The sequence below is a fragment of the Rhodococcus sp. PSi06 genome, from assembly GCF_054960675.1.
In genome coordinates this window covers 154,014-168,587 of the sequence record NZ_JBHNYO010000013.1, presented here as the reverse complement: position 1 = coordinate 168,587, position 14,574 = coordinate 154,014, and the positions used below count along the sequence as shown (strand labels likewise).

The 14,574-nt window shown below is 65.3% G+C and carries 11 protein-coding genes; 8 read left to right on the top strand and 3 right to left on the bottom strand.

All coding sequences use genetic code 11. The features are described 5' to 3' along the window. Positions 1 to 160 precede the first annotated feature (160 nt). From cobN to ACFI9K_RS17930, 3 genes are all read left to right on the top strand, one after another. Positions 161 to 3,766 (top strand): cobaltochelatase subunit CobN, encoded by a 3,606-nt coding sequence (cobN, locus tag ACFI9K_RS17940; RefSeq protein ID WP_462664750.1) that lies wholly within the window; start codon positions 161 to 163, stop codon positions 3,764 to 3,766. An 18-nt stretch (positions 3,767 to 3,784) separates the two neighbouring features. Continuing rightward, positions 3,785 to 4,165, top strand: coding sequence for a PPOX class F420-dependent oxidoreductase (locus ACFI9K_RS17935; protein ID WP_462664749.1), 381 nt, complete (start codon positions 3,785 to 3,787; stop codon positions 4,163 to 4,165). 85 nt (positions 4,166 to 4,250) lie between these two features. After that, on the top strand, positions 4,251 to 4,676 hold the full coding sequence (locus ACFI9K_RS17930) for a VOC family protein (RefSeq protein ID WP_462664748.1): 426 nt from the start codon (positions 4,251 to 4,253) through the stop codon (positions 4,674 to 4,676). 12 nt (positions 4,677 to 4,688) lie between these two features. Here the strand turns inward: ACFI9K_RS17930 and ACFI9K_RS17925 are convergent, their stop codons facing one another. Genes ACFI9K_RS17925 through ACFI9K_RS17915 form a run of 3 tightly spaced genes read right to left on the bottom strand, consistent with a single transcriptional unit; the run spans position 4,689 to position 8,357 of the window. Next, the gene (locus ACFI9K_RS17925; RefSeq protein WP_462664747.1) at positions 4,689 to 6,056 is read right to left on the bottom strand and encodes a metallopeptidase TldD-related protein; all 1,368 of its coding nucleotides are present in this window, start codon (positions 6,054 to 6,056) and stop codon (positions 4,689 to 4,691) included. Then, a complete protein-coding gene (locus ACFI9K_RS17920; RefSeq protein ID WP_462664746.1) occupies positions 6,053 to 7,579 on the bottom strand; it encodes a TldD/PmbA family protein in 1,527 nt (508 codons plus the stop codon). Before ACFI9K_RS17920 ends, ACFI9K_RS17925 begins: the two co-directional genes overlap by 4 nt. Before the next feature lie 10 nt (positions 7,580 to 7,589). Further along, positions 7,590 to 8,357 carry a sulfite exporter TauE/SafE family protein gene (locus ACFI9K_RS17915; protein ID WP_462664745.1) on the bottom strand — a complete coding sequence of 256 codons (768 nt, stop codon included), beginning with the start codon at positions 8,355 to 8,357 and terminating at the stop codon, positions 7,590 to 7,592. A 17-nt stretch (positions 8,358 to 8,374) separates the two neighbouring features. Between ACFI9K_RS17915 and ACFI9K_RS17910 the strand changes: the two genes are divergently transcribed. From ACFI9K_RS17910 to lnt, 5 genes are all read left to right on the top strand, one after another. Further along, positions 8,375 to 9,538, top strand: coding sequence for a sensor histidine kinase (locus ACFI9K_RS17910; RefSeq protein ID WP_462664744.1), 1,164 nt, complete (start codon positions 8,375 to 8,377; stop codon positions 9,536 to 9,538). A gap of 16 nt (positions 9,539 to 9,554) precedes the next feature. Further along, positions 9,555 to 10,211, top strand: coding sequence for a response regulator (locus ACFI9K_RS17905; protein ID WP_462664743.1), 657 nt, complete (start codon positions 9,555 to 9,557; stop codon positions 10,209 to 10,211). A gap of 80 nt (positions 10,212 to 10,291) precedes the next feature. Beyond that, complete coding sequence (locus ACFI9K_RS17900) at positions 10,292 to 10,828, top strand: FxsA family protein (RefSeq protein WP_462664742.1); 537 nt, start codon at positions 10,292 to 10,294, stop codon at positions 10,826 to 10,828. A 17-nt stretch (positions 10,829 to 10,845) separates the two neighbouring features. After that, on the top strand, positions 10,846 to 12,441 hold the full coding sequence (locus tag ACFI9K_RS17895; RefSeq protein WP_462664741.1) for an amidohydrolase: 1,596 nt from the start codon (positions 10,846 to 10,848) through the stop codon (positions 12,439 to 12,441). Continuing rightward, a complete protein-coding gene (gene lnt / locus ACFI9K_RS17890; RefSeq protein ID WP_462664740.1) occupies positions 12,431 to 14,035 on the top strand; it encodes an apolipoprotein N-acyltransferase in 1,605 nt (534 codons plus the stop codon). Before ACFI9K_RS17895 ends, lnt begins: the two co-directional genes overlap by 11 nt. Positions 14,036 to 14,574: the final 539 nt, after the last annotated feature.

Genomic DNA, 14,574 nt, shown 5'->3' with positions numbered 1-14,574 from the left:
CAGGCCGAGAGGAAACCGGCGAAAATCCGGTACGGTCGCGCCACTGTGACGGCCCTGCAGTTCGCGTGCATGGGCCCCGAGTCAGACCCTCTCGCCGACGAGACGACACAGAGATCCACCTATGTCAGGGGCGCGAAAACCCCCGAGAAGGGCGCTAACCGTGTTCTTGCTGCTGTCCACATCGGACACCGATCTGCTCAGTGCTCGCGCCAGTGGAGCCGACTTCACCTGGGGTAACCCATCTCGCTTGCTGGCGCAGGACATCCCGTCGATGGCCGAATCGGCCGAGCTGATCATCGTGCGCATTCTGGGATCACGCCGTTCGTGGGAGGCAGGCATCGACGCCGTTCTCGCCACCGGGCTTCCCGTTGTCGTTCTCGGCGGTGAGCAGGCACCCGACGCGGACCTGATGGAGATCTCGACGGTGCCGGCCAACGTCGCCGCGCAAGCCCACAATTATCTGGCCGAAGGCGGGTCGGACAACCTGCGTCAGCTGTACAACTTTCTCTCCGACACCGTGTTGCTGACCGGTCACGGTTTCGATGCTCCGCGGCACCTGCCGACGTGGGGGCACCTCGATCGGGTGTCGGCTCCGCACTCCGACGGCCCGACGGTGGCGATTCTCTACTACCGCGCCCAGCATCTGGCCGGAAACACCACGTACATCGACGCCCTCGCCGCCGCGGTCGAGAACGCAGGTGCCACGGCTCTGCCGATCTACTGCGCGTCGCTGCGCACGGCGGAACCGGACTTGCTCGAAACGCTGAAGTCGGCGGATGCCCTGATCGTGACGGTGCTGGCAGCGGGTGGCACCAAACCTGCCGGGGCGTCTGCGGGCGGCGACGACGAGGCCTGGGACGTCGCCGAACTCGCGGCCCTCGACGTTCCGATTCTGCAGGGTCTGTGCCTGACGAGTTCACGAGCGACGTGGTCCGAGAACGACGACGGCCTGTCGCCACTGGACGTGGCCACCCAAGTGGCCGTTCCGGAGTTCGACGGCCGTCTCATCACGGTTCCGTTCTCGTTCAAGGAGATCGACGACGACGGCCTGACCACGTACGTTCCGGACCACGAGCGAGCAGCGCGGGTTGCCGGCATCGCTGTTCGCCACGCGCGGCTACGACACATTCCGGCCGCCGACCGGCGTATCGCGCTGATGTTCTCGGCCTATCCCACCAAGCATGCGCGGATCGGCAACGCCGTCGGACTCGACACACCGGCCAGCGCAATTGCTTTGATGTCGGACATGCGTGCCGCCGGTTACGATCTCGGGCCGCTCGACGGCCCGGACGCGGTGCCCGGTCTGGCCGCTCGCGACGGCGATGCCCTGATCCACGCATTGATCGCCCGCGGTGGCCAGGATCCCAACTGGCTCACCGACACTGCGCTCGAGGGCAACCCCATTCGCATCTCGGCGGCGCGGTACAGAACCTGGTTCGAGCAACTCCCGGCCGATCTGCGCGACGGCGTGATCGAGCATTGGGGCCCGGCGCCGGGCGAACTCTACGTCGATCGCTCTGCCGACCCCGATGGTGAAATTGTCATTGCCGCAATGCAATTCGGCAACGTCGTCATCATGGTTCAGCCGCCGCGCGGGTTCGGGGAGAAGCCTGTCGCGATCTACCACGACCCGGATCTACCGCCGAGCCACCACTACCTGGCGGCATACCGATGGATCTCTGCCACCGAGGCAGACGGCGGTTTCGGTGCGGATGCGATGGTTCATCTGGGCAAGCACGGCAACCTCGAATGGCTGCCGGGCAAGACGCTCGGTATGTCCGCCTCCTGCGGGACCGATGCGGCTTTGGGCGATCTGCCCCTGATCTACCCGTTCCTCGTCAACGATCCGGGGGAGGGCACGCAGGCCAAGCGTCGAGCGCACGCCACCCTGGTCGATCACCTCATTCCCCCGATGGCGCGCGCGGAGAGCTACGGAGACATCTCCCGGCTCGAGCAGTTGCTCGATGAGCACGCCAACATCTCGGCCCTCGATCCAGCGAAGCTGCCCGCGATCCGGCAGCAGATCTGGACGCTGATGACCGCGGCGCAGATGCACAAGGATCTCGGACTCGACGAGCGTCCCGACGAAGAAGTGTTCGACGACATGCTGCTCAACGTCGACGGATGGCTGTGCGAGATCAAGGACGTGCAGATCCGCGATGGACTGCACATCCTGGGGCAGGAGCCCGTCGGCGATGCCGAGGTCGAGTTGGTGCTGGCGATGCTGCGCGCCCGGCAGATGTGGGGCGGCGAGCAGACGGTCCCCGGACTTCGTGAAGCGCTCGGCCTCAGCGAGGACGGCGACGAGGAACGCACGCGCGTGGACAGCATCGAGGCCGTCGCGCATGGTCTGGTCGCGGCCATGCAGGCCACGGGGTGGAATCCCGACGAGGCCGAGCGCGTGGCAGGTGAACACGGCGACGTCGTCGCAGAAATCCTGAAGTTCGCTGCCGCCGAGGTGGTGCCGCGTCTGCGCGGAACCTCACGCGAGATCGAACAGGTGCTGCATGCTCTCGACGGCGGATTCATCGCCGCCGGGCCGAGCGGTTCACCGCTGCGCGGGCTGATCAATGTGCTGCCCACCGGGCGTAATTTCTACTCGGTCGACCCGAAGGCCGTGCCGTCCAAACTGGCGTGGGAGACCGGGCAGGCAATGGCCGAATCTCTGCTCGCTCGCTACCGCCAGGATCACGGCGAGTGGCCGAAATCGGTGGGGCTGTCGGTATGGGGCACGTCCGCCATGCGAACGTCCGGTGACGACATCGCCGAGGTCTTCGCCCTGCTCGGCGTATCGCCGGTGTGGGACGAGGCGTCACGCCGGGTCACTCGGCTCGAGGTGATCGATCTCGCCGAGCTCGGCCGTCCTCGTATCGACGTGACGGTCCGGATCAGCGGCTTCTTCCGTGACGCGTTTCCGCACGTACTCGCCCTACTCGACGACGCGGTTCGGATGGTTGCCGCGTTGGACGAGGAGCCCGAGCAGAACTACGTTCGGGCACACGCGCAGGCCGACCTTGCCGAGCACGGTGACGAAAGACGCTCCACGACAAGGATATTCGGTTCCAAGCCGGGTACCTACGGTGCCGGCTTGCTCCAGTTGATCGACAGCAAGACCTGGCGCAGCGACGACGATTTGGCGCAGGTGTACACCACGTGGGGCGGTTTCGCGTACGGCCGTGGCCTCGACGGCGTCCCTGCGTCCGACGACATGCGCTCCGCCTACAAGCGCATCGCCGTTGCCGCCAAGAACACCGACACGCGCGAGCACGACATCGCCGATTCCGACGACTATTTCCAGTATCACGGCGGCATGGTGGCGACGGTGCGCGCACTGACAGGAAAGTCGCCCGAGGCGTACATCGGCGACAGCACGCGCCCGGAATCGGTGCGTACCCGCACCTTGTCGGAGGAGACCGCGCGGGTGTTCCGTGCTCGGGTGGTCAACCCCAAGTGGCTCGAGGCCATGCGCAGGCACGGATACAAGGGTGCCTTCGAAATGGCCGCGACGGTGGATTACCTGTTCGGTTACGACGCCACCACCGATGTCGTCCAGGACTGGATGTACGAGAAGCTCGCCGAAACGTACGTGCTGGACGAACAGAACCAGAAGTTCATGCAGCAATCGAATCCCTGGGCCCTGCACGGCATCGCCGAGCGCCTGCTCGAGGCAGTGGAACGCACGATGTGGGCCGAGCCGAACGCGCAGGTTCTCGACGGGTTGCGCCGGGTCTACCTCGAGACCGAGGGTGAGCTCGAAGGCGAGTAGCGACGTACTCTGGGCGGTATGGCTGCCACGTTCGACACCATTGCCACAGGCAAATACGTACTCCTGACGACATTCAAGAAGGACGGCACCGGCGTGCCGACCCCGCTGTGGGGTGCTCTCGACGGTGACCGACTTCTGATGTGGACGGTGACCGATTCGTGGAAGGTCAAACGCATTCGACGGAATTCGAAGGTGACCATTGCCCCGTGCGACATGCGTGGTAATCCTCAGGGCGACGCGGTGGACGCCACCGCCGAGATTCTCGACGAGGCCGGTACCGAGAAGGCCCGCGCGGCCGTCGCGTCCAAGTACGGGATTCTGGGCTGGCTCACCGTGAAGGGCAGCGTGCTGCGGCGCGGCAAGAGTGGCTCGGTGGGGCTGTCCATCACCGCAGCCTGAATCCGAGCCGTCGGCACCATCGCTCGCATGCGCAGTTCCGAATACTTCACGATGCAGCTTCCCGGCTGCCGGAATGGAGTATCACGTGCCTATCGCAGTGACCGACTACAACCACGTTCGTCTCACCGTCCGCGACATCGAGCGTTCGAGGGCGTTCTACGATTCGGTGTTCGGTTTCGACGTCGCCTATGCGTGGGATCCCGACGCCGACGAAGAGACCAAGAAGGCGCTGTGGTTCTTGTTCGGCGGAGTAATCTACAAGTTCGGCGGGGGACTGCTCGGCCTGCGTCCGGTAGCACCGAGCGACGACACGTTCGGTGAAGACCGCTGCGGGCTCGATCATCTGAGTTTCACCGTGGATACGCGAGCTGCTCTCGAAGACGCCGTCAAGACGCTCGACGATCTCGGCATCGCCCACGAAGGCATCAAGGACGCGGGGCCAGGGCTGTCCATCGTCGAGTTCCGCGACCCGGACAACATCGCGCTCGAACTCTCCGGACCCGACAAGTAGCCCGGACCGACGTCACTGAGCGGCGCTGACCGACGACATGTGAAAGTCGGGAATGCGCAGCGGCGGCATCGCCGTGCGAGTGAACCAGTCCTTCCACTCGCGCGGCAATGTCGCCTCCGTCGCACCCGCCTCGGTGACGCGGCGGAGCAGATCCAGCGGGCTTTCGTTGAATCGAAAGTTGTTCACAGCACCGGTGATTCGACCGTTCTCGATGGCGTACACGCCGTCTCTGGTCAGTCCGGTCAGTAGCAGGGAGGTCGGATCGACCTCACGGATGTACCAGAGGGTCGTCAACAGCAGTCCACGCTCGGTGTCGGCTACCATCTCGTCGAGACGGGCATTCGTACCGCCCGTCATCACCAGGTTCTCGCCCGGCACCGCGACGGGAGCTCCGTATTTCCCGGCGGTCGCGCGCGGGTAGGCCAGAGCGGAGACCGATCCGTCACGTACCCAGTCGACGCGGTCGATATCCATGCCGTTGTCGAACACCGACACCGAGTCGCTCGACGATCCTGCCACCACGAAGGGCGCATATTCGAGCCCGCGTTCGCGCGGATCCGAGTACAGCGTGAGCGGTAGGGCCGTGAGCTTTTCGCCCACTCGCGTTCCGCCCGTACCGGACAGCGCCGTTCGGCCTTCCTGCGCGCCACGCCCCTCCATGGTCCACATCAGGTAGATCATCAGATCCGCCACGGCCGACGGCGGTAACAGCGTCTCGTATCGTCCTGCCGGCATCTCGACGGTGTGCTGGGCCCAACCGAGCCGGGTGGACAGCTCGTCCAGCATGCTCTGGGCGGACACGTCCCGAAAGTCCGTGGTGCCCGTACCGACCCAGGCGCTGGCCCCAGATCGTTTGCCGTTGATCTCGATCGAGCCGGTCGGCTGCGTGAAAGTGCGACGTAGCCCGGTCGAGGTGCCGAGCCACACGTTGTCGATCCGATGCTGAGCGAACCCGTACAGGGCATCGCGACCGTCGAATCCGACGTTCAATTCCGTTGCCAGCGCGCCGAACACATCGATCGACGTGTGCAGTGCGGGGCGGTCCCACTCGGGGGAGTCCGAGGCCGGCTCGCCGGGGAGCAAGGGCATCGCGTCGTCGGCGGGCTCCGCCGAACGGGCAGCCGCTTCACTTGCACGCACCACCGCCTCGATCTCCTCCGGATCGACGCTGGTCGAGGAAACAGTCCCCACTCGAACGGAGGCAGCGTCACGCACCACGGACACCACCTCCCAGCGCCGCGAGGTCGCGATTCCGTTGGTGGTCATGGAGTTTCCGGCCCACCGAAGCGTCGCGTCGCTCGAATCGGTGACGATCACGATCGTGTCGTCGACGCTCCCGCAGGCAAGGGCTCGCTCGACCACGTGTTGTGCGGCGATCATCGACCTGCCTCCGATCGGGTGTTGAGGACGTTGACGCCGCGGAACAGCGCCGGCGGACAGCCATGGCTGACGGCGGCAACCTGTCCGGGTTGCGCCTTGCCGCAGTTGAATGCTCCACCTAGCCGCCAGGTGGACGGTCCACCGAGCAATTCCATCGAACCCCAGAATTCGGTGGTCGTCGCTTGGTACGCGACATCGCGTACCTGGCCGTCGAGCTTGCCGTCGCGAATGCGGTAGAAGCGTTGACCGGTGAACTGGAAGTTGTACCGCTGCATGTCGATCGACCACGACTTGTCGCCGACGACGTAGAGGCCGTCCTCCACTGCACCGATCAGGTCGGCAGTGGTTCGGTCGGTGTCCGGGTCCGGTTGCAGCGACACGTTCGCCATTCGCTGGATAGGAACGTGATGGGGAGAATCTGCGTATGCGCACCCGTTGGATCGCTCCAGACCGAGTCGGGGAGCGAAGACACGATCGAGTTGATAGCCGACCAAGGTGCCGTCGCGGACCAGGTCCCACCTCTGCGAGGCCACTCCGTCGTCGTCGTAGCCGATGCTGGCCAGACCGTTGACCTCCGTGCGGTCGGCAGTGACGTGCATGATGGGAGATCCGTAACGCAACGTACCCAACTGGTCCGGCGTCGCGAAGGAGGTTCCTGCGTATGCCGCCTCGTAACCGATGGCGCGGTCGTATTCCGTTGCGTGCCCGATCGATTCGTGAATGGTCAGCCACAGGTTGGTCGGATCGATGACGAGGTCGGTCGGCCCGGCGACCACGGTCGGTGCCTTCACCTTCTCCGCCAGCCACTCGGGAATTCTGGCCAGCTCGTCGGTCCAGTCCCAGGTGCTGGTGTCGCCGAGATACTCCCAACCACGTCCCACCGGTGGCGCGAGGGTGCGCATCGTCTCGAAGGCACCGACGGACCGGTCGACGGTCGTCGCCTCGAACTGAGGATGCAGGCGAACCCGCTGCTGGGTGATGGCACTTCCGGCCAGGTCGGCATAGAAGGATTGCTCCTTGACCTGCAACACCGACGCGGTGACATGGTCGACGCCATCGGACGCGGCCAGTCGGGACGAATACTCCGCGAGCAGCGCTACCTTGTCGACGGTCGGTACCTCGAAAGGATCGACTTCGTAGTCCGATACCCACGTTGCATTCGAGTAGACCGGCTCCGGTGCCAGCTCGACCCGTTCGCGATTGAGGGCACGTAGTGCCGTCGCCACCTCGACTGCTTTCCGGGCGGTGTCGGCGGCTGCGTCGGTGCCGAGTTCTGCATGGGAGGCGAACCCCCATGTTCCGTCGACCACCACCCGCACGGCGAGACCGATCTCACCGGCATCGACCGAGGATTGAACCGAGCCGTCGCGCAACGAGATCGACTGCGTGGTCAGGCGTTGCACGCGCACATCGGCATGGGAGGCTCCCGCCGACCGCGCCGTGCTCAGTGCGGCATCCGCGAGTTCCTGCAGGGGCAGAGCGAGGAAGTCGGCGTCGACCGACCGGTCCGATTGTCTCGTCACCGCACCGACGCTAGCCGAACTGTTGCCAACCGAGTCGGACAACCATCCCGATCACGACGACGAGTAGGACGATTCTGACGAATCCGGCTCCTCTCGCGACCGCTGTTCTGGATCCGACCACTGCACCGAACACGTTGCATACCGCCATCGCAGCTCCGAGTTGCCAGTAGACACTGCCGGTGGCAGCGAAGAACGCGAGGGCACCGACGTTCGATCCGACGTTGATCACCTTCGCCATCGCAGCACTGCGTACGAATTCTGTTCCGAGCATCGTGGCGAACACGATGATGAGGAACGTGCCGGTTCCGGGCCCGAGGATGCCGTCGTAGAAGCCGATCCCCACGGCTGCGAGGCCGACGACGATCAGAACCTTGCGGTGGGTCGGCGGCGACGACGCCGCTGTGAGACCGATGGTCGGGCGGCACGTCACGAGCACTGCCACGCCGACGAGAACGACCATGATGATCGGGATGAACAGCTCGCGGTCGATCAGCGAGACTGCGGCAGCTCCGGCCGCCGAGGCCACCGCCGCGAGGACACCGGCCGGGATCAGTACCGGCCAATTCAGCGAGACCTTGCGTGCGAAGGTCACCACCGCGGCGACGGTACCGAACACCGCCGTAGCCTTGTTGGTCGCGAGCGCCGCCTGCTGCGTCAGTTGCGGAGCGACGAGCAGAATTGCGGGCAACAGGATCAGCCCGCCTCCACCGACCACCGCGTCGACCCAGCCCGCAGCTGTCGCAGCCACCATCAGCAGTCCCCAGTCCGCGGCAGTCATACGGCAAACTCAATCACATGCGTCGATTCAGCCTGTGGCTTCGTGGGCAGCCCTTCGTAGCCGATGCACTGCTGGCGGCGGGACTGTTCGTCGTCGAGATGCTGGTGTTCGCTAGTTCTTCGCAAGGACAGAACGCACCACTGTTTCTGCTGTTCTCTGTTGTGCTGTCGGTACCCGTTGCGTGGCGACGACGCTTTCCCCGGTCGGTGGCGGCAATCGCTCTTGCCGCTACCGGCGTCTGCGACATCGCAGGCAGCATGGCGGGCGACGCCACCAACGGTCACCCGGCGACGTTGGCGCTGCCGATCATGCTCTACACCCTGGTTGCGTATGTGGGACGAGTTCAGGGTGGTGTGTACGCCGTCGCTCTGGCCGCGTATTCCACAGCGTCCATGCTGTTGTTCGACCAACCGATCTTCACGTCGCTGCTGTTCGGTGCCCTTCTGTACACGCTGTCCTGGATCGCGGCGGAATTCCTCGGGGCCCGACGGGCGTACGACGAGGCGACGCAGGCCCGGCTCGTCGTGGCCGAATACGACCGTGATCGCCGCGCCGACGAGGCCGTGCTGGCCGAACGCACGCGCATCGCGCGTGAACTGCACGATGTCATCGCCCACAGCGTCAGTGTCATGGTGGTTCAGGCCGACGGTGCCTCGTACGCCATCCGACGCAATCCGGAGCGCGCCGAGCAGGCCGTTGCCAACATTTCGGCCACCGGTCGCCTCGCGCTCGCGGAGCTACGGCGCACGGTCGCGCTACTTCGCACCTCGCCCGACTCGGACGACATGCCCCAGTACGGCACCGCGGGTCTTGCCCGCGTGGTCGAGATGATGGGCCGTGCCGGGCTCAACGTCGAACTGGAGCAGACCGGAAACCTCGACGACATCAGCCCGGCGATCAGTCTGGGAGTGCATCGGTTGGTTCAGGAATCGCTGACCAATGTTCTGCGGCACGCCGGCCATGCTCCCCGTGCCCTCGTCAGAGTGGTGCGAGAGGAGCAGGAGGTCACCGTCGAGATCTCGGACAACGGCACCGGTGTCGGCACAGCGCCATCCGTGGACGGCGGCGGTCACGGATTGCTGGGGATGCGGGAGCGGGTGGCCGTGCTGCAGGGCACGCTGCACGCGGGCCGCACTCCACACGGCAACTGGCTCGTGCGCGCGACACTGCCGGTCGACTGAAGGATAGGTTGAGTCGGTGCCGATCACCGTTGTCGTCGTGGACGACCAGGAACTCATGCGCATGGGATTGAACATGGTGCTCGAGGCCCAGGACGACATCGAGGTGATCGGGGAGGCATCCGACGGTGCCGGTGCCGTCGAAGCCGCGGCCAGGCTGGCACCCGCCGTGGTGTTGATGGATGTCCGCATGCCCGGCATCGACGGTGTTGCCGCCACTCGCACCATCACCGAGTCCGGCTCCGCCACAAAGGTTCTGGTGATGACGACATTCGATCTCGACGAGAACGTCCTCGGCGCACTTCGCGCGGGCGCAAGTGGATTTCTGCTCAAGGACACACCACCCGAGGATTTGGTGTCCGCAATTCGTAGCGTGGCCGCGGGCGATGCCGTCGTCTCACCGAAGGTCACCAAGCGACTGCTCTCGAGGTTCGTCGCCCACTCCGTCCCGTCGACCGATGCGTCGGTTCTCGACGCACTCACCGGTCGTGAGCGGGAGGTGCTGGTGCACTTGGCCACCGGCATGTCCAACGCCGAGATCGCAGCGGTGCTGCACCTGTCCGAGGCGACGATCAAGACCCACATCGGTCGGATCCTGACGAAACTGGATGTTCGCGACCGCGTCCAAGCAGTCGTGTTGGCGTACGAGACCGGCCTGGTACGGCCTGGTTCCTGAGAATTTCCGACAAACAGGGCTTTCTGGGAGCGATTTCGTCGACTCGAGCGTTGTACCGGTCAAGCGAAGAAAGGACCGTCATGCTCGCTCTGTTCGTACTTTATGTCGTCGTCGAGGTCGCGGCACTGGTCGCCGTGTCGAGCGCGCTCGGTGTGCTCTGGACCGTCGTGCTGCTGATCGGTGGATCGCTGATCGGTTCACTGCTGGTGCGGTCGCAGGGTGGGCGCGTGTTGGACGGTCTGAGGAGGGCGTCGCGCGGTGAACGTTCCGCCGGCGGCGCAGTGGCCGACGGCGCTCTGTTCGCGGCGGGATCCGTCGCGATGTTCGTTCCCGGACTGGTCACCACGGTGATCGGTTTGCTGCTGCTGATCCCGCCGACTCGGTGGCTGTTGCGGCCGGCGGTCATGTGGGCGGCCGCACGCTGGCTACCGCAGGTTGCTACCGCAACGCGGCGCATGCGCCCCACCGTCATCGACGGTGAGATCCTCGACGACCGCCCCGAGACAGCCGGCACAGCGCCGTCCGCGGCCGGTTCGGCACTCGTGCTGGAAGGCCAGGTGATCGAGGCCGACCAGGTCGATCGACCGACCGGGGATTTCCGGAAGCCGCACCGGTAGGGGCACACTGGTCGTTCGTGACCACCGAATTGTTCTGCGGCGGACGGATCTACAGTCCCATGGCCTCCGACGCCACCGCCATGGCCGTGACCGATGGAGTCGTCAGTTGGATCGGTGAGGATCGCACCGGCCGAGCGCTTCACCCCGGAGTACCCGTCACCGACCTGGCCGGTTCTTTCGTGGCACCGGCATTCGTCGACACGCATGTGCACATCACCGACCTCGGGTTGTCCCTGATCGGACTGGATCTGTCCGGTTGCCGATCCCTCGACGAATGCATGCGTGCGCTGGCCGACTACGCGGCGAAGACGCCGGAGGCGCTCGTGTGGGGGCACGGCTGGGACGAATCCGAATGGATCGGACGCCGCCCACCGACGACGTCCGATCTCGATGCTGCCGCTCCTGGCCGATCGGTGTATGTCACGCGAGTCGACTCTCATTCGGCCGCTGTTTCCACACCGTTGCGGGCTGCGGCGGCGGGTATGAGCACCGCCACGGGGTACTCGCCACAGGCCCCACTCACCGCCGACGCACACCATCTCGCGCGGCTGACGGCTCGCGCCATGCTCACCGCGGACACCCGCGATCGGGCCCGTACGGCGGCGCTCGACCACGCTGCGGCGCAGGGAATCGTCGCCGTCCACGAATGTGGGGGCCCGATCGTGTCGGGAGCCCAGGACTTCCGAGAACTGATGTCGACCGAGCACGGGGTACAGGTGCGCGGCTACTGGGGTGAGGTCGTCGATACAGCCGACCGGGCGCGGCAGTTGTCGGCCGAAACCGGGGCGCATGGACTGGCCGGAGATATTTTCGTCGACGGCTCGTTGGGATCGCGCACGGCCTGGTTGTCGTCGCCCTATGCGGACGACCTCGGAACTGGAGTGTCCTATCTCGACGTCGACGCAATCACCGCGCACATCTCGGCGTGTACCTCGGCCGGAATCCAGGCCGGCTTCCACGTCATCGGCGATGCCGCAGTGACAGCGACAGTCACGGCCTTCGCGCGGGTGGTGGCCGAATCGGGGACACCGGCCGTTGCCGCGTGCGGGCACCGGCTGGAACATCTGTCGATGGTGACGCCCGAACAGTCCGATCTACTGGCGTCGTGGGGAGTGATCGCCAGCGTGCAACCGCTCTTCGACGCTACGTGGGGCGGTTCGGACGGACTGTACGCAGCACGGCTCGGTGCCGAGCGTGCTGCTGCGCTCCATCCGTTCGCCCGCCTGGCCTCGGCCGGAGTCGCCCTTGCCTTCGGTTCCGATGCGCCGGTCACCCGCCTCGATCCATGGGCGACGACGAGAGCTGCCGTCAACCACCACACGCAGGGCAGTGCCGTGTCACCCCGGGCAGCATTCTCGGCCGCGACGCGGGGAGCCTGGCGCGCGGGCGGGGTCCGGGACGGCTTGGCGGGCACGTTGGTGCCCGGTGCACCGGCCTCGTTCGCGGTATGGGACGTCGACGAACTCGTGGTTCGGGCACCGAAGGACAGCGTCCAACGCTGGTCGACCGATCCGCGTGCGGGAGTATCACCCTTGCCCAGCCTCGACGAGTCGGCCGAGAGCCCGCGTTGTTCGATGACCGTGCATCGCGGCAAGGTGATCCATGAGCAGTGACAGCGCTTCCGTGGACGCACCTACGGCGGACCCGAAGCCTTTCTCGCGCGGTCGTCGTCTGTCTCGGGCCGCCGTACCGACCCTGCTCTCGGTCGCTGCCGGGGCACTGATCTTCGGCAGCTTCCCGCCCCGAACACTGTGGTTCCTGGCACCTGTAGGTATTGCGGTGTTGGCGCTCGTACTGACCGGCTTCGGCGGTCGACGCTCGGTGTCGCCGAAGGCCGGATTCGGCTACGGGTACGTCGCCGGACTCGGATTCTTCGTCCCTCTGCTGCCGTGGGTGGGTGTCTACGTGGGGCCCATGCCGTGGTTGGCGTTGGCTGCCGCCGAGTCCGTCTTCGTGGGACTGTTCGGGGTGTTGGCGGTCGTCGCAGCCCGAAGTACCTGGTGGCCCCTGTTCATGGCGTTGGCGTGGAGCCTCACCGAATGGCTGCGGTCGAGTGTTCCGTTCGGCGGCTTTCCCTGGGGCCGGTTGGCCTTCGGGCAACCGGAGGGCTGGTTGCTGCCGTTGGCGAGCATCGGGGGCGCGCCGCTGCTCAGCTTCGGGGTGGCTCTGACCGGGATGGGACTGGCGGCGCTGGTCCTGGTGAGCACCCGCCCCAGCGGTGCGCGATCCTTCGTCGTTCCGATCGCCGCGACGACGATCGCGTCCATCGCGGCGCTGGCTCTGCTACCGACATTGCACACCAACGACGCAGAGGACGGTGAGCGCACGGTCACCATCGCAGCCGTGCAGGGCAGCGTTCCGCGCCTGGGTCTGGACTTCAACGCACAGCGCCGAGCGGTTCTGGACAATCACGTTCGAGAGACCATGACACTCGCCGCAGACGTCGACGCGGGCACGACACCCGCACCGGATCTCGTCGTGTGGCCGGAGAACGCGTCCGACATCGACCCGTTGCGCAATCCCGACGCTGCGACTCTCATCACACAGGCATCCGTTGCCGTCGGTGCGCCGATACTGGTGGGCACGGTTCTCGTCAATGCAGATGGAACGAATTCCAATTCCGTTATCGCCTGGAACGGTAGCGACGGACCCGGTGAGCGGCACGACAAGAAAATAATTCAACCGTTCGGCGAATACTTGCCCTACCGAAGTTTCTTCAGGTTGTTTTCCGAATATGCCGACCGGGCGGGATATTTCGTTCCTGGTAACGGTAACGGAGTCGTGCACGCCGCAGGAATCGCTGCCGGAATAGCGACGTGCTACGAGGTCGCATTCGATCGCGCTCTGGAAGAATCGGTCCGGTCGGGTGCCGAATTCATCGCCATCCCCACCAACAACGCGACGTTCGGCGACACAGAAATGACGTACCAGCAACTCGCGATGTCGCGAGTACGGGCCGTCGAACACGGAAGGACAGTCGTGGTCGCCGCAACCAGTGGCGTCAGTGCAGTCGTTGCACCCGACGGCGACGTGCTGCAACAGACTTCGTTGTTCACCCCTGACGTGCTCGTTTCCAGTGTTGCGCTGCGCCGGACGCACACCGTGGCCACACGTCTCGGTAACGGACCGGAATTGATTCTGTGTCTCGGTGCCGTCGGTGCACTCGGTTGGACCCTGTTGCTCAGCCGACGTAGGTCCGTCGCATAACAGGCACCAAGTTGGTTATGGGGTGTTTTTGAGGACCGGTCGCCTGATAAAAGTGGAGGGCCGGCCCTCCGACCCTGTCCGAGAAGTCATTCGTTCGATTGAATAGCGTGCGTTCGACTGGCGAACACAGTCACTCCTGTAACAGGCTGGAAGAGGTGGTCGATGGTTCTTATGACTACTGCACAAAGGGCTCGGGCCAATGTTGTATCTTTGAAAGCCGCTGGAGGTGTCGGAGACCGTTTATGGGTGGTGGCTTCAGCGGGTGGACAGGCCCGGTGGTCGCGGCCACCGGTTGTGAGGGAATCGAAGTGTCGGCACCGGCGTTGTGTCCATGCCGTACACCTGTTGGGGGAGGGGAAGTTCGTGTCTCAGTCACCTGTTGCGCCGGTCACCGACTCACGCTCGTTCGACGGACTCAGAGTTCGGTCGGCGCGGTAGGACCGGGGAGTCGCCCCGTTTCGATCCGATCGGCGCCGCGCGACGAAGCAATACGAGCCCTCTCACCACATCGGACGTGTGTGAATCGACACGAACGTAGA